Raw genomic sequence first — 24,644 nt, forward strand, 5'->3', positions numbered from 1 at the left:
AGTTTTTAATTTTCATTCACTCAAAACCCATCCCGCTAAACAATAGCAATAACGTTAAAAAACCGTTTATATGATATAGGCATAAATATTTAAATTATTCTGCCGTTTTAACATAACATTAATGTAATTTTCACTTTGGCACAAGAGTTGAAATTATGAGTATAGAAACAAAACTAAAAATGTGAAGGCGACAGCACTGCCAGTTTGTCGTTTGAGGAAACGTGATAATGAGTAAACAAGATATATTTGATTTCCATTCTGCTATGCCCATAATAAACGAGGATACCGAATTTTTTCCATTAATGTCTCAACAAGACGAAGATGAGATGAACAATGAGGAAACCCCTGAAACATTGGCCATATTGCCTTTGCGGAATACCGTACTTTTTCCTGGGGTAGTTATTCCAATAACTGTTGGAAGGGATAAATCAATAAAATTAATTAAAGAAGCTTATAAAGGAAATAAAATTATTGGGGTTGTATCTCAAAAGGATGTTTCTATAGAAGACCCTACATTCGAGCAACTTAACACGGTAGGAACAGTTGCAAACATTGTAAAATTGTTGCAAATGCCTGATGGTAACACCACTGTAATTATACAGGGCAAGCAACGCTTCAGTTTAATTGAAGAGGTACAAAACGAGCCATATATCAAAGCTGTTGTTAAAAAATTTGAGGAGCAGAAGCACAAAACGGACAAAGAGTTTAAAGCACTTATAGCCTCTATCCGTGAGATGTCTGCCCAGATCATCCAGCTTTCGCCTAACATACCTAGCGAAGCCAGTATTGCATTAAAAAACATCGAAAGCAATTCTTTTCTGATCAACTTTATATCTTCAAATATGAATGCCGAAATGGCCGACAAGCAAAAAATCCTTGAAATGGATAAATTGCAGGATCGCGCACAGAAGGTAATGGAGCTTTTGATGATCGAGTTGCAGATGCTCGAGTTGAGAAATCAGATTCAATCGAAGGTGAGAACTGATTTAGACAAGCAGCAAAGAGACTATTTCCTGAATCAGCAGTTAAAAACCATTCAGGAAGAATTGGGCGGAAACTCTGCCGACCTCGAATTTGATGCCCTGCAGGAAAAAGCTAAACTTAAAAAATGGTCGAAAGAGGTTTATTCCCACTTCGATAAAGAACTCGACAAACTTGGCCGCATGAATCCTGCGGCTCCGGATTATTCCGTTCAGTTAAATTATCTTGAGCTTTTACTGGATTTACCGTGGAGTGAGTTTACCAAAGATAACTTTGACTTAAAGCGTGCTCAGCGGATCCTGGATAAGGATCACTTCGGGTTGGAAAAAGTGAAGCAAAGAATTATTGAATATTTAGCAGTATTGAAGCTAAAACGCAATATGAAGGCCCCCATTCTATGCCTTGTAGGCCCTCCGGGAGTTGGAAAAACATCACTTGGAAAGTCAGTTGCAAAAGCACTGGGGCGCAAATACGTTAGAATGGCCCTGGGTGGTATTCGTGATGAAGCTGAAATCCGTGGTCACCGTAAAACCTACATTGGTGCTATGCCTGGGCGCATTATCTCGTCTATTAAAAAAGCAGGCGCTGATAACCCGGTTTTTGTTTTGGATGAAATCGATAAAGTAGGAACCGATCACCGGGGTGACCCATCTTCTGCGCTTCTGGAAGTACTGGACCCTGAGCAAAACAATGCCTTTTATGATCACTACGTGGAGATGGATTACGATTTATCTAACATCCTGTTCATTGCTACCGCAAACTCATTGAGCACCATACAGCCTGCTTTACTGGATCGTATGGAGGTTATTGAGGTGAACGGATATACCATTGAAGAAAAGATCGAAATCGCGAAGAAATACCTTCTGCCCAAACAGAAAGAAAATCACGGTTTACAGGCAAAAGATATTAATTTGAAGCCTGCACTGATTGAAAAGGTAATTGAAGATTATACCAGGGAATCAGGTGTTCGTGGTTTGGAAAAACGGATAGGTTCGATTGTTCGTGGTGTGGCAACGAAAATTGCTATGGAAGAAAGTTATGAACCTACCTTAACTCATGCCGACATAGAACGCATTTTAGGTGCACCCATCTACGATAAAGATTTGTATGAAGGAAACGAGGTTGCTGGTGTGGTAACTGGATTAGCGTGGACAAGCGTTGGTGGTGATATCCTATTTATAGAGGCCAGTTTAAGTCCCGGAAAAGGAAAATTAACTTTAACAGGTAACCTGGGGGATGTGATGAAGGAATCGGCTGTAATCGCGTTGGCTTATCTGCGGGCACATGCAGCTGAGTTCGGTATCGATTATTCTTTGTTCGATAGCTGGGATGTGCATGTCCACGTTCCTGCAGGCGCAACGCCTAAAGATGGCCCTTCAGCGGGTGTAACCATGTTAACGGCGCTTACGTCAGCATTTACACAGCGGAAGGTTAAACAACACCTGGCCATGACGGGTGAGATTACTTTAAGGGGAAAAGTTCTTCCGGTGGGTGGAATTAAAGAGAAGATTCTTGCAGCTAAACGCGCTAACATCAAGGAAATCATCCTATGTAAAAGTAATAGAAAAGACATTCTGGAAATTAAGGAAAGCTACATTAAAGACCTGCAATTTCACTATGTAAGTGAAATGAGTGAGGTTATTGATATGGCACTAACTAAAAACAAGGTTAAAAAACCTTTGGATTTGAGTATAAAAATCAAGCCTATCGTTAACTAGTTTGTAATCTTTTAGTTTTTGAATTAAATATTCAATTACAATAAATACATTTATAGCCCGGATAAAATCCGGGCTTTTTTATGAAATCATTTTTTACTACGGCATTTTTATGCTTTGTGTTTCTCTCGGCTTTTAGCCAGTCGTTTAAAAACGAATTTGGCTTTAAGACAGAAAACGATGCTTATCTGGCAACATTAAACGACCGCTATTATACAAACGGCTTATTTATATATTTCAGAAGGGCTTTAAATTCTGAGAAATTTTCTGAACGGATAGAGAAGAAAACCTATGAAATATCAGCCGGACAGAAAATGTATACCCCCTATTGGGGCCAGGTACCGAAAAAAGAAAATCAGGATCGTCCTTTTGCAGGCTATCTATATGCAGGTGCTGCCTATTCCATATTTTATAAGGATGAAAGCGTTCTGAAAACTAGTGTAGAAATTGGAACGGTGGGTCCTCACTCACTCGCTCAGGACGCACAGGAGCTCCTCCATCAAACAGTCGGTTTTTATACTCCTGCCGGCTGGGAATACCAGATCAGAAATGAAGTAGCCGTTAACCTGGCTGCAACCTATAGCAAACTTTTCATCCGATCAAACGATCATGTAGTTGACCTTAGCGGTCAGGGATATGCAAATATTGGCACAACGTTTTCAGGTCTTGGCGCATCAGCAATGTTGAGGGCAGGCAGATTAAACCAGCTTTTTAATAGTACCACCCATAACGCTGTAATCGGGAATGCCAAAACGGCCAGTTTAAATAAATCTGAATTTTTTGTTTACGCTAAACCACAACTCAATTTCGTGGCTTACGATGCAACCATTCAAGGCAGCTTGTTTAATAACAACAGTCCTTTAACTTTTGGAATTAAGCCGATCGTATTTGAACAGCAGTTTGGTGTAAACTACAGTTCGAAGCGTTTTACAGTGGATTTCAATGTCATCTTCAAAACAAAAGAAATCAAGAGTGTGGCCCAGGCACAAAATTATGGCGGCCTGAGTTTATACTACAGGTTTGGGAAGTAATTTGAATGATTAAACTCGGGAGAAGGTTTATTTCAACTGCAGACTAATCAACTTGGGGCTTTCTTCTCGCCTCTTTTCTCAGCGAGTTGACCGATTTTTCTTTCAATCGGCTTTCAATGACTCCTTTAGGAATCCTGGTTGGCTTTCGTTTCCTGTCAACTTTAAGCGATTTTTTAAACAAGTCGATTAATTTGGCAATGGTTTTCTCTTTATTCAAGAGCTGGCTCCTATCTTCCTGCGAAACAACATGCAGCAAACCGTCAGTATCCAACCTGTTTGCTAACCTAGCCTTTAGTAACGTTTTTTCATTGTCATCAAAAAAAGACGCATTTTCAACATCAAAAATCAACTCCACTTTACTGGAAACTTTATTTACGTTTTGCCCACCTTTCCCTCCGCTCCTGGAGGTTTTGAATATCACTGACCTTAAAATTTCTTCTCTCGTGGGTAACATGTCACAAAAGTATGAAGAATAGTAATCTAAAAAAATTTAATAAGTTCACCGCCTTTTCTACCTTTGTACACAATGAAGAAAAACTTGGTTATAGCTATTGATGGCTATTCATCTTGCGGGAAAAGCACATTAGCAAAGGCACTGGCTAAAAAATTAGGTTTCATTTATGTAGATAGCGGCGCCATGTACCGCGCGGTAACCCTATATTTTTTGTGGAACCATATTGATGTAAACAGTGATGAAGCGGTAACCGATGCATTGCAACATATTGAACTGAATTTTCACTCACGTGACTACGAATCGCACATCACCCTGAACGGTGAAGAAGTTTCTGATGAAATCCGTTTAATGCCCGTATCTGAAAATGTGAGTGAAGTTTCTGCCCATAAAATCGTTCGCCATGAAATGGTAAAACAGCAGCAACGCATGGGGAAATCCAAAAACATTGTGATGGATGGCAGGGATATAGGAACTACTGTTTTTCCTGATGCTCCTCTAAAACTTTTCATGACGGCCGATCCGAAAATCAGGGCTGAACGCAGATTTAAGGAGCTGGAAAGTAAAGGCAATAACCAGACGACGTTGGAAGAGGTTTTCGAAAACCTGGCCCACCGCGATTATGCAGACACCACCCGGAAAGAAAGTCCGCTAGTGAGAGCTGATGATGCAATCATATTGGATAACACCAACTTGACTCAGGAAGAACAGCTTGAATTTGCATTAGAAAGGGTAACAGCTCTATTACCGCAGTCATAAAATTATAAAGATAAGGTTTGATTTAAATTTCATACTTTTAGCTGCTAACCAATAAGGCAACCATGAATTTAAAACACACATCTGCTCTATTTTTATTTTTTGCGTTTATTTCGCTTAATGCCAGCGCCCAAAAAGGCTGGATCAATCTTTTCAACGGAAAGGATTTAAAGGACTGGAATGTCAAAATATCCAAACATGAATACAAAGACAATTATGCCAATACCTTTCGCGTTGAAAATGGATTAATGAAAGTGAGTTATGATGGTTATCAGGAATTTGATAAACAATATGGTCACATCTTTTATAAAAAACCTTTTTCTTATTACTTGTTAAAGGTTACCTACCGTTTTATTGGTGATCAGGCTAAAGGCGGTGAAGGATGGGCAACACGTAACAGCGGCGCAATGCTGCATTGCCAGGATCCGGCAACCATTTTAAAAGACCAGGATTTCCCCATTTCGATTGAAGGACAAATCCTGGGTGGCGATGGCGAACATGAACGACACACAAGCAATGTATGTACACCCGGAACTTTAATTAATTACAAGGGTGAACTATTTACACCACATTGTCTCGATTCGAAATCAAAAACCTATGCAGGCGACCAATGGGTAACAGCAGAATTTCTGGTGCTTGGAGATTCAGTAATTAAGCATATCATTGACAACGAAGTGGTATTGGAATATACCAGGCCTCAAATTGGTGGTGGAAATGTTTCCAACTTTGATCCCAAAGCTAAAACCGATGGCAAGGCACTCAAATCCGGTTATATTTCTTTGCAAAGCGAAAGTCATCCAATCGAGTTTAAATCGGTACAACTTTTCGACCTCTCGCCTTATTCAAAAGACAAGCGAAAACTTGACACCGTTATTGATCGCATTTTAAAAGAATAAACGGTACTGTATTTGCATGTAGATTTTAATCTAATCGCTAAAAGATCATCTGTAATGCGCCACCATCATCTCTCAAAAGCACTTTTCTTTTTCCTTCTTGTTCTTTTTTCAAGCCCGTTAATAGGCCAAAAAGCCTATTCTGTAACTGAGATACCTGATCCAAAAAAAACAAACGGTGGTTGGGTGAGTAATCCCGACGGGATACTTAGCTCCGGAGATGTGGCCAGCATCAATGACACCATTTCAAACTTTGAACGAAAAACCAACGTTCAGGTTGCAGTAGTCATTGTAAACGATTTTGATCCGGAACAGGAAGATTTTGATTTTGCCTATACGCTTTTTAATACCTGGGGAATCGGACAGAAAACCAGTAACAACGGAGTATTGCTTTTTATTGCCAAAGATCGAAGGAAATATCGCTTTATTACCGGCACCGGCGCTGAAGGCGTATTACCGGATGTAAAACTCAAACACATTGCCGAGCAAAACCTCCTGCCTGCCTTCAGGAAAAACGATTATGGCACGGGAATTATCAATACGCTCAATGCCATGGGTACCATCATCCTGAATACGGACAATAAGTCCGAACTTAATCAGTTTTTTACCCAGCGTGGTTACAACAGCAACCTGGATAAGGTTTGGCTTCCTGCTATAGCTATTTGTCTCGCATTCTTCGGATTGTTTAAATTGCTCGGGCGCTATCCGGTGAAACAAGTTAAACCAGGCAAAGGAAATAAAATTTTACAGCGGTCAGCACCCAACATAGGGTGCGCAGTGATGGTCTTTACAACAATTTTTGCGGGTATTATATCCATTATTGCCGGCGGATTCGGTTGGTTCAAAAATATACCACTCTCAGTATTGCCTTATATTTTAGCAACTATTTTAGGCATTTGTCTATTCTTTCGCTATATTTTTCTGATTGAGCACATCAGAAGTTCCTACCATGATGATGAAAACTTTTCAAATGCAGTAACCTCTTTTCATAAAAAATACGGATGGATGATGCTCTTTTCTCCACTGATCATTTTTGTGGTCATCCGGCAGTTTTTCCGCAAAGCTGAAGGCAATAAACGTTTTAAACCGGTATTAGACAGCCGACAGCAGCCTATGGTTCGTTTAGACAGAGATGAGAACATTGAAGGTACGCCATTTTTAACAAAAGGCCAGCGAAAAGAGGAAATGATGAAAGTGTACGATTATGACATCTGGCAGAGTGTTGATCAGAAGGAGCACATCATAAAAGAGTGGCCGGCCGAAAAATATAACCACTTTGCTGCCTGCCCATCGTGCGGATTCAGAACTTATGAAAGCGACAAGCAGGTAACCGTAAAGGCTGCAACATACAGTCACGACGGTCAGGCAAAAGTGGTTAATGAGTGTAGTTTTTGCAAACATGTCGAATTCATCAGTTGGGTAACCCTTGCGATGCTGGTAAAAGAAAGTTCAGGGGGCACATCAGGTTCCTCTTCATCCGGCAGCTCATCATCTTCAAGCAGTTGGGGCGGCGGAAGCAGCAGCGGGGGTGGAAGTGGCGGAAGCTGGTAGCCTTACAATCGCATAGGTTATACCCTATCATTTAAATTATTTCCTAATTTTGGCACAGTAGCACGATGTTTGCTCTAAACGTCGTTGCAATTTTATTATAACTGCCTGCAGAAATCCTATAACTATGATCAGATTTTTTCTCCTTTTAACTGCCTTTTTTATCTTCTCAAACCGTATAAATGCTCAGGACAACTACCGGGTGACTGCCGATAAATTACGGGTTAGGGCAACAAGCGATCAGAAAAGCAGGGTGATAACCACACTTTCCCAAAACGAAAAAATTATGGTTCTGGATGCCAGCAATGCTAAGTTTTATAAAGTAAAATTGAAAAATGGTGAAGGTTGGGTAAGTAAAGACTTTTTGGAAAAGGTTGCTCCCGCTGCACCTGCCAGCTCCGCACCAAACCAAACTGCTGCGCCCGCAGCAGCAAGCGATACCGCACAACCAACTTCAGCAAATGCTGATCTCTATCGCGTAACAGCTGATGATTTACGGGTTCGGGAACAAGCAGATCCAAAAAGTAAAATTGTTGGATATTTACCTAAAGACGAGAATGTGGCAGTTATCGATTCTTCCAATGCAAGCTTCTTCAAAATCAAGGTTACCAATGGTGAAGGCTGGGTAAGCAAAGAATTTCTGGTTAGAATTTCTCCGGTAAAAACAGCAGCAGAGAAAACAACTGTTGCGGCTTCTGTGCCCCAAACCAACACCGATTATACAGCCATTATATTTATAGCTGTTGTTGCACTCATCCTTTTTACGATTCTTTATTTTTCTTTAAAATATGCAAGCGGTAATAAATTCATTATTGGCTTTTCGGTAATCGTGATTCTGGTAGTAGGCTACTTATGTTACATTACTTTTGTACAGCAAAAAGTGGTAACCGGGACTTTTGCCAGCAGTGACGATGTGCAGTATAAAACGTTTATTTTTAAATCTAAAGACTCTGTTACTGTTTCTGATGCTTATAATGACTCTACATTTACTTCGAAATACGTAATCGATGGCGATATGATCAAATTATATGATCAGCAAAACACCATTATGCTACTGATCAGAGATGATAAAACTTTAATTGGAGAAGGCTTTACAAGGGGAACGTTTGCAAAGAAATAACTGATTGCAGGGTGCTTTATTTATGATCAAAGTTGTGGCTGATGATAGTTAGAAATCAGATAGATAACGATACGTCGCGGAGTTACTGCGAACGAAATGAACTGTTTTTAGCCTGCTTAACGTTACTGTTTCTTTATCAAATAGGGGTATTTAGTATTAAACAGATCATGCTTCTGATTATAATCCGTTAAAAATCAGCAACATTTATTAAAAAAATCTTTTCTATTAATTAAAATATTTTTACCTTTGCAGTCCCTAAATAGGGAAAAAAGGAGATAATTAATTAATGGCTAAAAAACAAGTAGCAGAAAAAGAATTAGCAGCAAAAACAGCTGAGCTTCAGGGAGAAGGCGGACGCCTGACTGAAAAAGAAACTATTGAATCAGAAGCTGATTCAGTTTCGATCGAATCGATCAAATCATCATTAGCAACACCAACGGAAGATTTCGATTGGGATGCAGATGAAAAAGTTTTCGGTAATTACAATGACGCAGACCGTAAAAAGTTTGAAGACATGTACGCTGGAACATTCAACCAGATCACTAAAGGTGAAATCATCAGCGGTATCGTTGTTTCAATCAACAGCAAAGACGTAGTATTAAACGTAGGTTTCAAATCAGACGGTTTAGTTTCTACTTCTGAGTTCCGTGATACACCAGATCTAAAAATCGGCGATTCAGTTGACGTTTTCGTTGAAGCACCAGAAGATGCTAACGGTCAATTGATCCTTTCTCGCAAAAGAGCTAAAACCCAAAGATCATGGGAAGCAATTAACGAAGCTCTTGAAAATGATAGAATCATCAATGGTTTCGTTAAGAGCCGTACTAAAGGTGGTTTAATCGTTGACATCATGGGTGTTGAAGCTTTCTTACCAGGATCTCAGATTGATATCAAACCTATCCGCGATTACGATGTATACGTGGGTAAAACAATGGAATTCAAAGTTGTTAAAATTAACCATGAGTTTAAAAACGTAGTAGTTTCTCATAAAGTGTTAATCGAAGACGATTTAGAATCACAAAAAGTAGAGATCGTTTCTAAATTAGAAAAAGGTCAGGTACTTGAAGGTACTGTTAAAAACATTACTGATTTCGGTGTATTCATCGATTTAGGTGGTGTTGATGGTTTACTTCACATTACTGATATTTCTTGGGGCCGCATAGAGCATCCAAAAGAAGTATTGTCATTAGATGAAAAAATCAACGTCGTTGTTTTAGATTTCGATGATGAGAAAAAACGTATCGCTTTAGGCTTAAAACAATTAACTCCACACCCTTGGGAAAACTTAAGCACTGACATTCAGGTTGGTTCTAAAGTAAAAGGAAAAATCGTAACTGTTGCAGATTACGGTGCTTTCTTAGAAATCATCCCAGGTGTTGAAGGTTTAATCCACGTTTCTGAAATGAGCTGGTCACAAAACCTGAGAAATCCACAGGAATTCTTAAAAGTTGGTGATGAGATCGAAGCTGAAGTTTTAACTTTAGACAGAGACGAGCGCAAAATGAGCTTAGGTATTAAACAACTATCTAACGATCCATGGCAAGAAGTTGCTGCTAAATTCCCAGTAGGAAGCAAGCACCAGGCAACTGTTAAAAACATGACTAACTTCGGTGTTTTCGTTGAGATCGAAGAAGGTATTGATGGTTTAATCCACATTTCTGACTTATCATGGTCTAAAAAAGTAAACCACCCTAATGAATTCACTAAAGTTGGTGATGTATTAGATGTAGTTGTTTTAGAATTAGACGTTGATAACCGTAAATTAAGCTTAGGTCACAAACAATTAGAAGAAAACCCTTGGGATACTTTTGAAACTATCTTCACTTTAGATTCAGTTCACCAGGGTACAGTTGTTAAAGTAACTGATAAAGGTGCTGTTATTGCTTTACCATATGGTGTAGAAGGTTTCGTACCAACTAAACACATGGTTAAAGAAGATGGTACTTCAGTTAAAGCTGAAGAAACTAACGACTTCAAAATCATCGAGTTTAACAAAGAAGCTAAACGCATCGTTGTGTCACACGCACGTATCTGGGAGGAAGTTAAAGCTGAAGCTGTAGCAGAAGAAAGGGCAACTAAGAAGAAAGAAGCTAAAGCTGCTGTAACTGCTGTTAAAAAAGTTAAAGATTCTGTAGAGAAATCTACTTTAGGAGACTTAGACGTATTGGCTCAATTGAAATCGCAATTAGAAGGCGAAGAAAGCAAAGCTAAAAAAGGCTAGTTCTTTTTAACTAAATATATTAATCCCGATAGCGAAAGTTATCGGGATTTTTTTTTGCGCCTATTTTTGCCACGGAAACACGGAACGAAACAGTCATCGTTAGAATGGCTACCATTAACAGACTCCAATAGAAACTCGTCATTGCGAGGAGGTACGACGAAGCAATCTTTCACGTTGGCGATTTCTGCAAGAAAGATTGCTTCGTCGCCTGAATAAGCCTCCTCGAAATGACGAGTTTTTTATGTAACAAAATAACCCGTTCTCTCCTACTTATTCCCAGCATCCCTCCTATTATTATTACTTTTGAAAAGCAACCAGTCTTTTCAGCATGAGAAAAATTATCCTTTTGTTTCTAATCATCGTTTCCATCAAGCTTTCGGCACAGGAAGTGAATGTTATTCCGCAGCCTGTAGAACTAAGACCCGGAACTTTTCCAACCAGTAAGTTCCGCATCAATAAAAGCACGACTATACTAGTAACAGATTCTGCGGCCATAAACGCTGCTAATTTTTTGAAAGATTATATCACCAGATATTACAACCTCAATCTAAAAATAAGTAGCAACACTAAAGATATTAAGGGAAATACGATTACACTTGTTCTCTCAGATCAATTATATAAAAATCCAGATAAATACTTTGTTTCAGTATTAGCTTCAACAATTAATGCAGGGGCATCTTCAGAACAGGGCTTATTTTATGCAGTTCAGACTATTATTCAATTGCTATCCTCAAATACCAATAGTGAACTCATTATACCGTCAGTTGATATCATAGATTATCCCCGTTTCGCCTACCGTGGTATGCACCTAGATGTAAGCCGTCATTTTTTCGATGTAGCTTTTGTAAAACAATACATCGATTATCTCGCGTTACATAAAATGAATTACTTCCACTGGCACCTAACTGATGATCATGGATGGAGAATCGAGATTAAACGATACCCAAAACTCACCGAAATTGGCGCCTGGCGCAATGGCAGCATTATTGGTTTATGGCCCGGAAAAGGCAATGAAAATATTAAATATCAGGTATTACCTACAGAAGTGAAGATTATGCCAAAAGATGCAGTAATTAAAACAGATGGCGTTAAACATGGTGGTTATTACACGCAGGAACAGATCAAAGATGTAATTGATTATGCCGCTAAACGCTATATTACCATTATTCCGGAAATTGAAATGCCTGCACACAGTATGGCCTTACTTGCAGCGTACCCAGAATTAGGTACCGAGCCCGACAAAAAATATGAAGTAGCACAAACCTGGGGCATGATGAACAAATACAATAATGTACTACAAGCATCTGATACTACTTTCAAATTTCTGGAAAATGTACTGACTGAGGTGATGGATTTATTCCCATCACCCTACATCCACATCGGCGGCGATGAAGCATCAAAAATCTGGTGGAAACGATCTGCCGTATCGCAACAATTTATGAAAATGAACGGATTAAAAAATGAAAGTGAACTACAGAGTTACTTCATTCGCAGGATGGAGAAATTTGTAAACAGCAAGGGCAAAACCATTATTGGCTGGAATGAAATATTGCAGGGAGGTTTAGCTCCAAATGCCATTGTAATGAGCTGGCAAGGTGAGAAAGGTGCCATTGAGGCGGCAAAACAAAGCCACAAGGCTATTATGACTCCTGAAAATAAAATGTACTTTAACCACGGTCAGTTTGTAAAGGAAGACAGTTTAACAGCAAGTACTCCATCCTCCCTGTACGATGTTTACAATTATGAACCCGTTCCAGCACAACTAAATTCAGAACAAGCCAAATACATCTGGGGTGGACAAGGTTGTCTATGGAGCGAGTACGTCAGCAACCCTGCCAAAGTACAGTATCAATTGTTTCCAAGATTGGATGCTTTGAGTGAAATTTTATGGAGCCCGAAAGAGAAACGAAACTATCCTGATTTTCAGAAACGTTTAAGAGCGCAGTTTAAACGTTATGATTTAATGGGAATAAATTATTCAAAAAGGTATCTGGAAAATTAATAGATGGTTGGTTTTGCCATCAAGGCTGCAGAAGATAGCTTATTACTTACGCTTGAATGTTTGGGTGAAACTGCTAGCTTATTTGGTCTGTATCCAATGTGTTTAAAAAATAAATGCAATCTTTGTTGAAATAATGATTATGAAAAAAATTTTTGCCATAATATCCACGCTCATTACGCTGTATGTACTTAAAGAAACCATCAATATCTTCATTTCTACAGACGCCGGTATCATCAAAGAAAGGCCTATCCTCATTGTCATTGCATTAAGTTTTCTGATACCGCTTATTATTCTTTCGCTATGGCTATGGTCGCCGGGAAGAAAACAAGATCAGGAGCAAATACGTTATGAACAGCCGAACGACAAGAAGTAAACATAAATATCTTCAACCTTAAAGCACTAGCCATATGTCAATTACAAAAGAACACGAACTCAGCGGAATGCAGACAGTGAGCAATGCGGTTGCCCAAACTTTAAAAGAAATGCGCAACTTTGCAAAACCCGGAATGTCGACCAAAGCGCTTGATGAATTTGGAGGTTCAATACTCAATGCACTAGGTGCAAAATCAGCACCCCGCCTCACTTATAATTTCCCCGGCTGGACCTGCATCAGTGTCAATAATGAAATCGCTCATGGAATTCCCAGCGAGCATAAAATATTAAAAGACGGCGACTTGATCAACATTGATGTATCTGCAGAATTGAACGGCTTTTGGTCTGACAATGGCGGATCATTTATCCTCGGCAACGATATATATGGCCATCAAAAGCTGGTCACCTCATCAAAAGAAATTCTGAAAAAAGCTATCGATAACATTAAAGGAGGGGTTCGTATTGCTGAGATTGGAAGGTTAATCGAAACAGAAGCCCGTAAGAAGGGATTCAAGGTAATTAAAAACCTGACCGGCCATGGTGTTGGACGTGGTTTGCATGAGGAACCCCACGAAATTGCAAATTTCTACGACCGTTACAATCACGAAAGATTTAAGAAAAGTACAACGGTAGCCATCGAAACCTTTATTTCTACAGCTTCAACCATTGCAGAAACCGAAAATGATGGTTGGACACTTACAGGTGATAAAGGTGGCTTTGTAGCGCAGCACGAACATACCATTTTGATTACGGCAGGTAAACCCATTGTACTCACCGCTGCGAACAACATTTGGGATGCCTAACCGCTAAATTTAAATTCAGCTTTCCAAGCTTCGAACATTTTTATATATTTGCCCAATCCTTCTTCCATGCAAAAGAAAACACTTCTTGACGGACAAAAAATTCAGATTACAATTAAGCGGCTTTGCCATCAGTTAATTGAAAACCACGACGATTTCAAAAATACCGTTCTCATTGGTATTCAACCACGTGGCATTTATCTGGCCGACCGCATTCATCAGGAACTGCAATCGATCTTAAAGAACACGAAAATTTTAAAGGGAAACCTCGACATTACATTCTTCAGAGACGATTTCAGAAGAAAAGATGGATTGGTTACAGCAAGCAGTAATTCCATTGATTTCATCATTGAAGGCAAAAAAGTTGTGCTGATTGATGACGTACTTTGGACGGGCAGAACCATCAGGGCAGCACTTGATGCATTGCTTGCATATGGAAGACCAGAAAAAGTAGAATTACTAGTCCTGATTGATCGCCGTTACAGCAGACATTTACCAATCGAGCCCGATTATATCGGTCATCCGGTAGATAGCCTGAACTCGCAACAGGTGAAGGTTACATGGGCAAGTGAAGGAGCAGAAGACAAGGTTATATTATTATCGGAAAACAATAAATAAGAAATGGCAGCAGACAAACTATCAACCCGACATCTTTTAGGCATTAAAGATATTAACCGGAATGATATCGAATTGATATTCGAAACTGCAGATAATTTTAAGGAAGTAATCAACCGTCCCATCAAAAAGGTTCCGTCACTTCGTGATATTACCATTGCCAACATTTTTTTCGAAAACTCTACCCGAACCAAACTTTCCTTCGAGCTTGCAGAAAAAAGGCTTTCTGCAGATGTGGTAAATTTTGCGGCATCGTCTTCTTCAGTAAGCAAGGGTGAAACCCTGATTGATACCGTAAACAACATTTTGTCAATGAAAGTTGATATGGTGGTTATGCGACATCCTTACGCAGGCGCTGGCCAGTTTTTGAGCAAACATGTTAAGGCCCAGATTGTAAATGCCGGCGACGGGGCCCATGAGCATCCAACACAAGCACTACTTGATGCATTTTCCATCCGCGAGAAACTTGGCGATGTGGCGGGTAAAAAAGTAGTCATCGTTGGCGATATTTTACACTCGAGGGTAGCCATTTCAAATATACTTTGTCTGCAGCGCTTAGGTGCAGAGGTAATGGTTTGCGGCCCTACAACCCTGATTCCAAAACATATCCACCAACTGGGCGTTAAAGTTGAACACAACCTCATCAAAGCCTTAAACTGGTGTGATGTTGCCAATATGCTGCGCATTCAACTGGAGCGCCAGGATATTAAGTACTTCCCTTCCCTAAGGGAATATGCAATGATGTACGGCTTAAATAAACAAATTCTGAATAATCTTGATAAGGAGATCATTGTGATGCACCCGGGACCAATTAACCGTGGTGTAGAGATTACCAGTGATGTTGCAGACAGCAAACAGTCTATCATTCTTGATCAGGTAGAAAATGGAGTAGCTGTACGGATGGCTGTTCTGTATTTGCTGGCAAGCCAGGGATAAACAGAACTTAGTGGTTTATCAATTGAAAGCTGGATGAATTTGCAGCTTAATTATCCACATTTCAACAATAACATACCATTTCTACAATACCTTCGTTTAAGTGTGTTGTTAACAGATGTTAATTACTTCTGTTGATAAACACTGATACTATTTATAATTTAGTACCAACCATATTTGAAACCGATGCAGAAAAAATACTTATTAATTCCGCTATTTTTGGCAGGAAGTTTTACCAGCTACGCGCAGGTCAGCGCGGTGCAAAACCTCAATAAGAACTACCAGACTGGCTTAGAATTATTAGAAAAAGAGAAATACACTGCGGCAGCGCAGCAATTTAAGCTTGTAGAGCAGCTTCGCTATAAACCCTCAACGCAAACAGAAAGTAATGCAGAGCTGTCAACCTTAAAGGAAAATGCTAAATTTTATGCCGCAGTTTGCGCGCTCGAATTAACAAACAGTGATGCTGAGAGTTTATTCCAGTCTTTTATCCGCGACTATCCGTTAAATCCAAATACCAAACTGGCTTATTTTTATGTAGGCAAAACTTATTTCGGACAAAAAAATTATACCAAAGCATTGGAGTGGTTTGAAAAAACTGACCCTTCAACCCTATCCGGAAAACAAAGAAATGAATATCAGTTTAAACAAGGCTACAGCTATTTCGAACTTAAAGACTACGAAAAAGCTGAACCTTTATTTGAGTTGGTTAAAAAAGATAAAGGTGATTTTCAGGAAAGTGCAACTTATTATTTTGCCTACATCAACTACCTGAATAAAGAATATAAAACGGCACTTGCCAATTTCGAAAAGCTAAAAGGCTCTCCTACCTATGAAGCCAGTTATCCGTACTACATCACATCAATGTATTACCTTGATGAGCGCTATGACGATGTGATCGAGTATGCTCTGGCTTCAATACAGAAAACAAAGCAACAATTCGAACCGGAAATGTTAAGCCTTGTCGCGGCATCATACTTTGCAAAATCAGAATTCAAAAACGCTGAAAAATACTTTGCTGAGTTTTATGCAAAGGATAAAAGCGAGACCAAAAATAACCTGTTTATTTATCAGTACGGATACTCACTTTTCCAGAATAAAAAATATAAGGAATCCGTTGCCGTATTAGAAAAACTCAACAATGATGATGTTTACCTGCAAAATGGTATGCACACTCTGGGTAAAGCATTTATTCAGTTAGGCAACAAGCAAAAAGCACAAAGTGCATTTTTCAGGGCATCAAGGTTAAATTTCGACAAAGCCATACAGGAAGAAGCCTGGTTAAGTTATGCCAAGCTGAGCTATGAGCTCGACTTCCATCAGCAGGCATTGGAAGCCACACAAGGTTTTTTAAAGGCCTTCCCAAAATCTAAAAAACTTAACGAAGCCAAAACGCTGTTGGGTGAGGTATTGCTGACAACCAAAAACTACCAGGCTGCTGTTGATATTTTAGAACCTATTCCGGATAAAACGTTAGAAGCAAAGGAAGCTTATCAGAAGGTGACTTACTTCCGCGGACTTGAATTTTACAATGAAAGGGCATTTCCAAATGCACTCTCTATGTTTTTACGTTCGGAAAAATATACTGAAGATGCCGAGATCCATGCGTTAAGTACCTATTGGAAAGCAGAATCAATGTATGAACTGCGTAAATTTGGCGAAGCCGTTGCTACCTTCGAGAAATTTTTAAAAATGCCTGACGCAGACAAAACAGGTGTTTATAACTTCGCCAACTATGCGCTTGCTTATGCAGCTTTTGAAGATGAAAAATATAGTAAGGCCGCTAGTTATTTTGAAAAATTCCTGGCAGGCAGCGATAAAGACCAGAAAACAATTGATGATGCAACCATCCGCCTGGCCGATTCATATTTTGTAAATAAAAGTTATGGCGATGCCATGTCTAATTACAATAAAATCATTGCCAGACATACATCTTCTGAAGACTATGCTACTTTTCAGAAAGGAATGATCCAGGGCCTCGAAAATCAGTATGATGCCAAGATCGGAACCATGCAGTCGTTATTATCAAAGTTTCCAAACTCTAACTATGCTGATGATGCAGGCTTTGAAACAGCCTATACTTATTTTACAAAAGGCGACTTCGATAAATCAAAATCAGATTTAGTTGATTTGGTGGCAAAATATCCCCGCAGCAGCTACGTGCCCAAGGCATTAGTTACCATCGGACTTGTTCAGTATAATCAGGATCAGGATGATGCCGCTCTGGAGTCATTCAAAAAAGTGGTGCGCGACTATCCAACAACAGATGAGGCTAAGCAAGCCATGGAATCCACCAAAAATATCTATATAGATCGCGGAGATGCAAACGGTTTTATTACCTATGCTAACTCTACGCCACTAGGTAATTATTCATCAAATGACCAGGATAACATTGTATTTGCTGCAGCCAACAACCTTTATCTCAAAGGTGATGCAAATGGTGCCTTTCAATCTGTAAACGCCTACTTTGATAAATTTCCTAAAGCCATCCACGAAAAAGAGGCTAAATTTATCAGGGCCGAATCATTGGTAAAATTAGGCCGCCCGGAAGATGCTATCGCCGACTACGAGTTTATACTGAATGATTGGACAAGTGATTACACAGAGCGTTCGCTGGTAAGCATTTCGCAGGTTTTTCTCAACCAGAAAAAATACAATGAAGCTATTGTATATCTGAAAAGACTGGAAACAACTACCGATTACAAATCTCACTACAGTTTTGCCATCAACAACCTGTTAACAGCTTATACCGCACTTAACATGCCTGATGATATGTTAAAATATGCACAATTGACTAAAGATTCTGAGAAAGCTTCGGAGGAAGAAAAAAATAGTTCAGGATTATACTCAGGTAAAGCGTATTTATTAAAAGGTGATACCACCACAGCCGTAAAGGAATTTAAAAACGTTGTGGCAAAAACCAAAACCATTGCTGCAGCAGAAGCTAAATACAACCTGGCTTTTTTGGAATACAGTAAAGGCGATTTTAAAACATCATCAAAAACATGCTTTGATCTGATCAATAATATGGCTTCTTATGATTACTGGGTAGCGAAGGCCTTTATTCTCCTATCTGATAATTATGTAGCCCTCAAGGATAATTTACAGGCTAAAAGTACTCTTCTCAGTATCATCGATAATTACGAAGGCAAGGATGATATCATCCCTACAGCCAAAGAAAAACTAGAAAAACTAAACCAGAAGAAGTAGCATTATGAAGTCAATTAAATATATATACAGTACACTTTTCTTATTAGTTGCCGGAATAGTCACGGTGCAGGCACAAGATAAAAAACAGGATGAAAAAGGTGTGGTTACTGAAGAAGTTGAGGTAGTTCGCCCATATAAACCAATTTTAGCTGAAGCTGTAAAACTGAGAAGAAGCCCGAATCTGGATGACGTAAAAACCTACAAGGCAAAATTCAACTACAGCATAACTGACCGGAAATTAGAGTTAAACAGCGACATTCAAAAGCTGCAGGCACAAGCCCTGGCTGATGAAAAGGCGAGCGTTCTCGTTAATAATTATGTGAAAGGAGCATTTGGATCACAGGCTACATTATTGGGCGAGGCTTATTTTAATACTGGTAAAGATGAAGGATTACAACTTGGTGGTTATTTCAAACATTTTAGCCAGGAAGGTAAGCTAAATAAACAAAATAGCAGCAGTCAGCAGTTGAGTGTATTTGGTCGCAGCATTTTAGACGAAAACACAGTTAGCGGGCGAATTAATTTTGAGCGCAACGGCACTTATTTCTACGGGATAGATGATGCCCGGCCGACCTTTAACACCGATCCTCAAAAACAAGCTTTAACTTTTGTTGAACTTGAGGGGGAGCTGGTAAAGAACTTCACCGAAGATCAGGATGCATTTATCTATGCACTTAAAGCAAACGGTTACCTTTGGGGAGATAAATACGATGCTAAGGAAAGTTACTTTACGCTAAATGGCTATGTTAATAAACGCATCAGCTCCTTTAATCTGGGGTTGGCCGCCTCAACGGAATTCGGCAATACAAAAGACGCCCTCACGAGTGTAGGCAACAACCTGCTTCGCTTAAATCCTTATATCCGCTTACAGGTTAAGGGGGCTAAAGTAACGGCTGGTATTAACTTCGTACAGGAGTTTGGAGCCTTCAGCAGCACCAGGATATTCCCTGCGGTAACAGCTGATTTCACTTTGATTCCCGATTACCTACAAGTTTTTGGTGAAGTGAAAGGCGATGTAAACAGAAATTCGCTGAAAGGCTTTACAGACGAGAATCCATGGTTGAATAATAATATCCTGGTTAAAAACACAGTAGAGAAGCTAAGCTTTAGCGCAGGTATTAAAGGCACTGGTGGTCCGGGCTTCGGCTACAAGGCTAAGTTATACATCAGGCAATTTGATGATATGCCACTATTCGTGAATAACTTTACTGATTTCAATAAATTTGATGTGATTTACGATTTTGGTAAAACCAAGTTAACCGGATTAGAAGGAGAGATATCAGTTCAGGTTAGTGATGCATTAAAGTGGACAGGCAAACTAAACATTGACGATTGGAAACCGGCCCAGGAAACCTATAGCTGGTTTAAACCAGGCTTGAAGGTAAGCTCAAACTTTGTGTATACATTTAATAAAAAACTGACTTTTAATGCAGGTGTTGTAATACAGGATGATGTTAAAGCGAAGTTATACCTGAGCGCACCAGTTAACCCCTTACAATATGTAGTTCCAAATACCAGTATAGAAGAGATTGTTACCGTTAAAGGTTATGTTGATTTAGGTATTGGTGCAGATTATAAAATCAATAACAAATTCTCTGTATTTGCTAAAGCGAACAACCTGCTCAATAAAAACTACAGCAGATATTTGTATTATCAGGTGAATGGATTTAACATCTTCGGTGGATTAAGCTACTCATTTTAGCCTTTAATCGTCTTTATACAAAAAAACCACAGCTTACAGCTGTGGTTTTTTTCGTTGAAATATTTTTTTTGATATTTATGCAGCAACCTTCTTTGCTTTTTCATGCTGCTTCATTTTAACAAGCACTACAACAGCAATAATGGATAAGATCAGGAACAGCAGATCAATAAACAAAATATCAAACTTCCCCTGATCAAATGTAATCCACAACCAGTTGTTACGTTTAATCCCATCCATTAAAGGCAAAAGGAAACATGATAAAGCAGATAATATCAGACTCTGATGATTAGTGATCGCCAGATTTCGCCTTACGATAAAATAAACCGATAACAATAACCACGAATAGAAATACAGATGGAAAATATCTGACTGGCCTGGTTTATCTATAAACAGTAAACCGATCAGGGTAAATGCAGTAACAGGCAGCATACTTAAACAGGAAGCCATAAAAATGTTAGCGGTCCAGAAGTTAAACACCCTTTTCTTTTTTGGAACGTTATTTTTATCCCTGGCTACCAGCCAGATCAGGATCCCTGAAATGATGACCAGGCAGCCCATGATTCCAAGTACAAAGAAAATTACCTTTAAAGGTTTCCCTCCGAAATCACCAAAATGAAGGTGATAGATCATACTTTTTACTTTATCTACGTAGCTCGATTGCTTTACAGGTGATACTTCACTTAAGACCTGTTGATCTCTGACTCTATACACGAGATGTCCGGTACCAGAGAAGCTCTCCTGAGCCTGTGGTTTAGCCTCCAGTATCACGTGCATATTCGCATCTCCGTAATTCTTAATCTGAACAGAGGTGATTCTGCTATTCTTCCATTTACGCTCGGTTCTGGATAGCAACTCGTTGATATTGAAAGAAGTTTCTAATGGCTTGTAGCTATAATCATATTTTGTGGTATCACTGTATTCTAAATCCTGATATAAAGCCGCACTGTTTCCTTTATAGGCGAATTTTGTATAAGGCCCAATTAGAAATACATTGGCAATAAGCACAACTCCTGTTATGGCAAATATCAGTTGAAAAGGAAAACCAATTACGCCGATAGCCGTATGCAAATCCGTCCATAACGTTTTCCATTTAGACCATGGTCTAAAGGTGAAGAAATTCGAAAAAATCTTTTCCCAGTGTAGCATCAGTCCTGTTATCAATGCGAAAACAAAGATAAATGACACAATACCGGCAAGCAGGTATCCGAATGGTGCACCTAAATGAATGGGAACTGCATTCAGTTGAGCGAGGAAATGCAGGCGATATAAAAACTCACCCATGTCATAGGATTCAGTATAATCACCCGATTTTTTATTTGCAAAATCGTAATTAAAATACATTGAATCATCGTCCCCACCTCTTCCACGGCCCTTACGTTTTTTGCCTTCCCCAGCTGGTTTCGGTGTTATCTTCTTTTTCAGTGTGCTGTCGTTTGATCCTGTTACAGATACATAAGCACCAACATCATTCCGCTGAATAAAAAAACTAAAGTCACGCCCCTTCAAATTTGTTTTTTCTCCTAAAGAATCCAGAATATGACCGTAATCTTTTGTACTGGTTCTACGCCCCTCAACATAAGAACTGTTTTTTTGCCAGGCACTGATATCATCTTTAAAAAAAGAAAACGAACCTGCAAAAAACATCACGTATAAAATTGCACAAATGATAATACCACTTATGGTATGCGTATGAAAGTAAATATTGTATTTCCTGTTATCCATTTCTAATTATATCATGTAGCAAGCGCCCGAAAACACTAATATTAATAAAGTATAAATCCCTAAAACTTTCCATACACTCCTTGATAAAAATGTCAGGAGTAACAAAACGGCCCATAACAAATAACCTGTAATAAATGAAGTGGCGATGACCTCGGGTGACGGAAAGATTCTGGTGAGTAGTAAATGAAAGCTGAACATTACCAGATATCCGCCGATTACTCCAATCAGAATTTTCGCAAACCTGATCCACGGCGATTTGGTAAGGTGTTTTTTATTTGCAGGCATAAATTATATAAAAATTTCTAGTAAGAGAATTGAAAAGTAAACCGCTGCGATAACACCGATTTTGACATAGCGGAAAGGCTGAATGGATACAATCAGACTGCCCGCTGCCATCAAGGTAAACACAATGGCAGCAATCCCACTCCCCCAGCCCAGGTTTAAAATCAATAAAGTTGACGATACTATAAAAAATAGTGCCGCGAGTACCCGAAATTGCTTTTTCTTATGCACTATAGTCGAAACGTAAGAAGGTGGATGTTGCTGCTTGAACTGTTTTGAAGTCAGATAGCATATTTCAAATGCAATTAGCATAAACAGGAAGGAAGTTGTTATCATAATTCGTTTGGAATCGGTTACCATACCATTCAGCATACGGTCAGATTTCCTGCAAATATAAAATCCACACCGTTGCAAATCAAGAGTTATTTATAATTAATTTAAATAAAGAGAACAAATAATCGTACCGCTACCAAATCGCAGTCGAGTACTCAAAAATTGGTTTTAATAAATTTCTAATCTTATTAATGATTATATAAGGTATCTCATTTGGTAACTCACATACCATTTCTATCTTTGTAACCGTTATCTTTAGAAGTTAAAGAGATACGAATCTTTTAACACGTTACACTTTTACATGATAAAACAATCAATACGGTCATCATTCCACCCTCCTTTTTCAGGCAAAATGCACGATAACGTATTTGCTGACGCTTTGAAGGTCAAATATAATTTTTAAATTTAATGCTTAATAATACCGGAATGGACATCTTATCATACCTTTTAGAACTTTTGCAACAACGCAAGGAAGTTGGAGTTACTGACCTGGGCACTTTCTTCAAAAAGAAATCACCGGGGAGATACGATAAAGAAACACAATCATTTTTGCCACCAAGTTATACCTTGGTTTTTACATCTGAATTAAAAGAAAGCGGATACCTGGCAGATTTTATTGCCGCTAAAAGAAATATTTCTACCGACAGTGCGAATTATTACATTGCTCAGTTTGTAGAAAACATCCAGCAGAAGCTGGAAACTGAACACGAAATTGAACTGGACAATCTGGGGCGCTTATTCTTCACTGAACATGCGGGCTTAAGTTTTGAACCAGTTAACAATATTAATTATGGCTCAGAGTTTTATGGTTTACCACAGGTTTCTGAAACCATATCTGAAGAACCGAAACCTTTACATGTAGAACCAAAAGCTTCAGTCGAAGAACCGGACGAAGACATTTACGATGAGATTGCTGAAGCTCCGCATACACCTGTTGTTTCTGAAAGCAAGGAAATAACACACCCCGTTATTGAAAATATTGAACTGGATGAAGTACAGGACGACTTAAGAAAGACCTTGCAAAATGTGACACCCAAGGAAGAAGATGTAGTGCCCGCTCCTGAATTCATCAAAGAACAGCACCAGGAACATCCTAACCGTTTTGGTCACACACCAGAATCTGAAGAGCATGTAAATGAAAAAACTCCAGCACCGGAATTTATGAAAGAGCAGCATGAGGAAAACCCTCATCGCTTTGGCCACACGCCCGAATCAGAGGTGCTTGCACACGAAATTAATCAGGAGATTGCTGCAGAAGCAGTTGACCAACCTAAAAAGTATATTCAACTTGGAGATGAGACCACTGTTGATGAACCAGTTACCGAAGCCCCTGAATTTATCAAGGCACAACATGCAGAACACCCGAATCGTTTCGGGCATGATCCTATCCCGGAAGAGTCAATCCCTGATCCTAAACCGGTATGGCCTAAAGTTGTTACGGCTGTTTTCCTGCTCTTAATCATTGGAGCCATTCTTTATTATACCAAACCGGAATGGTTTAACCGTCAGCAACCAGTAGTCAACCAACCGGTAAAAACGATTGACACCGCGAAGGTGACCATTGACAGTGCGAAAGTTAACCAGGATTCTGTCGCGAAAACGGACAGTATTCTGAAAGCCAGTCAGGTGGGAGCAAAAACAGATACCGTTAAAAAAGCAAAACCTGTAAGCACGGCTGTTGCGGCAACGCAACCAGTCGCTGATCATTCACCCTCACGGTTCTATGTCATCGCCATTTCGTACAAAACTGAAGCCCGTGCCTTGGAATACATTGCCAAGATGAAGAAAATTGGCCTGGATGCTGAGATTGTAAAAATGGAAGGAACCAGAAAAAAAGTGAGTATCGCTAACTTTAGTACAAAAGAAGAAGCTGAGAAACAGAAAGATATTCTGCAGAAGAAACTCAATGGGAAAGGCTTTTACATCAAACAGTTAAAAATCAACACACAACCATAAA

Annotated in this window: 19 protein-coding genes; 15 read left to right on the forward strand and 4 right to left on the reverse strand. The window is 39.2% G+C overall.

Translation table 11 applies throughout. From position 1 onward, the window contains the following. The first annotated feature begins 227 nt into the window (after positions 1 to 227). Both lon and AB669_RS11900 read left to right on the forward strand, forming a co-directional pair. Positions 228 to 2,699 (forward strand): endopeptidase La, encoded by a 2,472-nt coding sequence (gene lon / locus AB669_RS11895; RefSeq protein WP_047799511.1) that lies wholly within the window; start codon positions 228 to 230, stop codon positions 2,697 to 2,699. Positions 2,700 to 2,779: 80 nt separating this feature from the next. After that, positions 2,780 to 3,727, forward strand: a complete 948-nt coding sequence (locus AB669_RS11900; RefSeq protein WP_047799512.1) for a lipid A deacylase LpxR family protein — start codon at positions 2,780 to 2,782, stop codon at positions 3,725 to 3,727. A 43-nt stretch (positions 3,728 to 3,770) separates the two neighbouring features. On the opposite strand, the gene arfB is transcribed toward AB669_RS11900, so the two are convergent. Next, positions 3,771 to 4,181: an alternative ribosome rescue aminoacyl-tRNA hydrolase ArfB gene (gene arfB, locus AB669_RS11905; protein ID WP_047799513.1), complete on the reverse strand. Its 411-nt coding sequence runs from the start codon at positions 4,179 to 4,181 to the stop codon at positions 3,771 to 3,773. Positions 4,182 to 4,253: 72 nt separating this feature from the next. On the opposite strand from arfB, the gene cmk reads away from it, so the two are divergent. The 12 genes from cmk (at position 4,254) to AB669_RS11965 (ending at position 20,350) form a co-directional block, all read left to right on the forward strand. Next, a complete protein-coding gene (gene cmk, locus AB669_RS11910; protein WP_047799514.1) occupies positions 4,254 to 4,937 on the forward strand; it encodes a (d)CMP kinase in 684 nt (227 codons plus the stop codon). A 62-nt stretch (positions 4,938 to 4,999) separates the two neighbouring features. Beyond that, on the forward strand, positions 5,000 to 5,830 hold the full coding sequence (locus AB669_RS11915) for a DUF1080 domain-containing protein (RefSeq protein WP_047799515.1): 831 nt from the start codon (positions 5,000 to 5,002) through the stop codon (positions 5,828 to 5,830). 54 nt (positions 5,831 to 5,884) lie between these two features. Further along, positions 5,885 to 7,378, forward strand: a complete 1,494-nt coding sequence (locus AB669_RS11920) for a YgcG family protein (RefSeq protein WP_047799516.1) — start codon at positions 5,885 to 5,887, stop codon at positions 7,376 to 7,378. Positions 7,379 to 7,502: 124 nt separating this feature from the next. Then, positions 7,503 to 8,495, forward strand: coding sequence for an SH3 domain-containing protein (locus tag AB669_RS11925; RefSeq protein ID WP_047799517.1), 993 nt, complete (start codon positions 7,503 to 7,505; stop codon positions 8,493 to 8,495). A 286-nt stretch (positions 8,496 to 8,781) separates the two neighbouring features. Beyond that, entirely contained in the window at positions 8,782 to 10,716 is a 1,935-nt protein-coding gene (gene rpsA, locus AB669_RS11930; protein ID WP_047799518.1) for a 30S ribosomal protein S1, read from the forward strand. A 328-nt stretch (positions 10,717 to 11,044) separates the two neighbouring features. After that, positions 11,045 to 12,718: a beta-N-acetylhexosaminidase gene (locus tag AB669_RS11935; RefSeq protein WP_047799519.1), complete on the forward strand. Its 1,674-nt coding sequence runs from the start codon at positions 11,045 to 11,047 to the stop codon at positions 12,716 to 12,718. A 139-nt stretch (positions 12,719 to 12,857) separates the two neighbouring features. Then, complete coding sequence (locus AB669_RS11940) at positions 12,858 to 13,091, forward strand: hypothetical protein (protein WP_047799520.1); 234 nt, start codon at positions 12,858 to 12,860, stop codon at positions 13,089 to 13,091. A gap of 34 nt (positions 13,092 to 13,125) precedes the next feature. Then, the gene (gene map, locus AB669_RS11945; RefSeq protein ID WP_047799521.1) at positions 13,126 to 13,893 is read left to right on the forward strand and encodes a type I methionyl aminopeptidase; all 768 of its coding nucleotides are present in this window, start codon (positions 13,126 to 13,128) and stop codon (positions 13,891 to 13,893) included. Between the two features lie 66 nt (positions 13,894 to 13,959). After that, a complete protein-coding gene (gene pyrR / locus AB669_RS11950) occupies positions 13,960 to 14,508 on the forward strand; it encodes a bifunctional pyr operon transcriptional regulator/uracil phosphoribosyltransferase PyrR (RefSeq protein ID WP_047799522.1) in 549 nt (182 codons plus the stop codon). Between the two features lie 3 nt (positions 14,509 to 14,511). Then, positions 14,512 to 15,441, forward strand: coding sequence for an aspartate carbamoyltransferase catalytic subunit (locus tag AB669_RS11955; protein WP_047799523.1), 930 nt, complete (start codon positions 14,512 to 14,514; stop codon positions 15,439 to 15,441). 183 nt (positions 15,442 to 15,624) lie between these two features. After that, positions 15,625 to 18,648 (forward strand): tetratricopeptide repeat protein, encoded by a 3,024-nt coding sequence (locus AB669_RS11960; RefSeq protein ID WP_047799524.1) that lies wholly within the window; start codon positions 15,625 to 15,627, stop codon positions 18,646 to 18,648. A gap of 4 nt (positions 18,649 to 18,652) precedes the next feature. Next, positions 18,653 to 20,350 (forward strand): TonB-dependent receptor, encoded by a 1,698-nt coding sequence (locus AB669_RS11965; protein WP_047799525.1) that lies wholly within the window; start codon positions 18,653 to 18,655, stop codon positions 20,348 to 20,350. A gap of 75 nt (positions 20,351 to 20,425) precedes the next feature. Here the strand turns inward: AB669_RS11965 and AB669_RS11970 are convergent, their stop codons facing one another. The 3 genes from AB669_RS11970 to AB669_RS21550 are packed head-to-tail and all read right to left on the reverse strand — an operon-like array spanning position 20,426 to position 22,714. Continuing rightward, positions 20,426 to 22,072 carry a PepSY domain-containing protein gene (locus tag AB669_RS11970; RefSeq protein ID WP_047799526.1) on the reverse strand — a complete coding sequence of 549 codons (1,647 nt, stop codon included), beginning with the start codon at positions 22,070 to 22,072 and terminating at the stop codon, positions 20,426 to 20,428. Between the two features lie 6 nt (positions 22,073 to 22,078). Next, on the reverse strand, positions 22,079 to 22,357 hold the full coding sequence (locus AB669_RS11975; protein WP_047799527.1) for a hypothetical protein: 279 nt from the start codon (positions 22,355 to 22,357) through the stop codon (positions 22,079 to 22,081). A gap of 3 nt (positions 22,358 to 22,360) precedes the next feature. Continuing rightward, the gene (locus AB669_RS21550; RefSeq protein WP_156166735.1) at positions 22,361 to 22,714 is read right to left on the reverse strand and encodes a hypothetical protein; all 354 of its coding nucleotides are present in this window, start codon (positions 22,712 to 22,714) and stop codon (positions 22,361 to 22,363) included. A 381-nt stretch (positions 22,715 to 23,095) separates the two neighbouring features. Here AB669_RS21550 and AB669_RS11985 point away from each other — a divergent pair, with 381 nt between their 5' ends. Continuing rightward, on the forward strand, positions 23,096 to 24,643 hold the full coding sequence (locus tag AB669_RS11985) for an SPOR domain-containing protein (protein ID WP_047799528.1): 1,548 nt from the start codon (positions 23,096 to 23,098) through the stop codon (positions 24,641 to 24,643). Position 24,644 lies beyond the last annotated feature (1 nt).

This window comes from Pedobacter sp. BMA (assembly GCF_001027745.1).
Lineage (GTDB): Bacteria > Bacteroidota > Bacteroidia > Sphingobacteriales > Sphingobacteriaceae > Pedobacter.

Bases quoted from the DNA above. Each gene is read 5' to 3' on its own strand.
- AB669_RS11935 (WP_047799519.1), top strand. From the start codon at position 11,045: ATGAGAAAAATTATCCTTTTGTTTCTAATCATCGTTTCCATCAAGCTT.
- lon (WP_047799511.1), top strand. From the start codon at position 228: ATGAGTAAACAAGATATATTTGATTTCCATTCTGCTATGCCCATAATA.
- AB669_RS11920 (WP_047799516.1), top strand. From the start codon at position 5,885: ATGCGCCACCATCATCTCTCAAAAGCACTTTTCTTTTTCCTTCTTGTT.
- AB669_RS11975 (WP_047799527.1), bottom strand. From the start codon at position 22,357: ATGCCTGCAAATAAAAAACACCTTACCAAATCGCCGTGGATCAGGTTT.
- AB669_RS11960 (WP_047799524.1), top strand. From the start codon at position 15,625: ATGCAGAAAAAATACTTATTAATTCCGCTATTTTTGGCAGGAAGTTTT.
- arfB (WP_047799513.1), bottom strand. From the start codon at position 4,181: ATGTTACCCACGAGAGAAGAAATTTTAAGGTCAGTGATATTCAAAACC.
- AB669_RS11940 (WP_047799520.1), top strand. From the start codon at position 12,858: ATGAAAAAAATTTTTGCCATAATATCCACGCTCATTACGCTGTATGTA.
- AB669_RS11970 (WP_047799526.1), bottom strand. From the start codon at position 22,072: ATGGATAACAGGAAATACAATATTTACTTTCATACGCATACCATAAGT.
- rpsA (WP_047799518.1), top strand. From the start codon at position 8,782: ATGGCTAAAAAACAAGTAGCAGAAAAAGAATTAGCAGCAAAAACAGCT.
- AB669_RS11985 (WP_047799528.1), top strand. From the start codon at position 23,096: ATGCTTAATAATACCGGAATGGACATCTTATCATACCTTTTAGAACTT.
- pyrR (WP_047799522.1), top strand. From the start codon at position 13,960: ATGCAAAAGAAAACACTTCTTGACGGACAAAAAATTCAGATTACAATT.
- map (WP_047799521.1), top strand. From the start codon at position 13,126: ATGTCAATTACAAAAGAACACGAACTCAGCGGAATGCAGACAGTGAGC.
- AB669_RS11915 (WP_047799515.1), top strand. From the start codon at position 5,000: ATGAATTTAAAACACACATCTGCTCTATTTTTATTTTTTGCGTTTATT.
- AB669_RS21550 (WP_156166735.1), bottom strand. From the start codon at position 22,714: ATGGTAACCGATTCCAAACGAATTATGATAACAACTTCCTTCCTGTTT.
- AB669_RS11925 (WP_047799517.1), top strand. From the start codon at position 7,503: ATGATCAGATTTTTTCTCCTTTTAACTGCCTTTTTTATCTTCTCAAAC.
- AB669_RS11965 (WP_047799525.1), top strand. From the start codon at position 18,653: ATGAAGTCAATTAAATATATATACAGTACACTTTTCTTATTAGTTGCC.
- AB669_RS11900 (WP_047799512.1), top strand. From the start codon at position 2,780: ATGAAATCATTTTTTACTACGGCATTTTTATGCTTTGTGTTTCTCTCG.
- cmk (WP_047799514.1), top strand. From the start codon at position 4,254: ATGAAGAAAAACTTGGTTATAGCTATTGATGGCTATTCATCTTGCGGG.
- AB669_RS11955 (WP_047799523.1), top strand. From the start codon at position 14,512: ATGGCAGCAGACAAACTATCAACCCGACATCTTTTAGGCATTAAAGAT.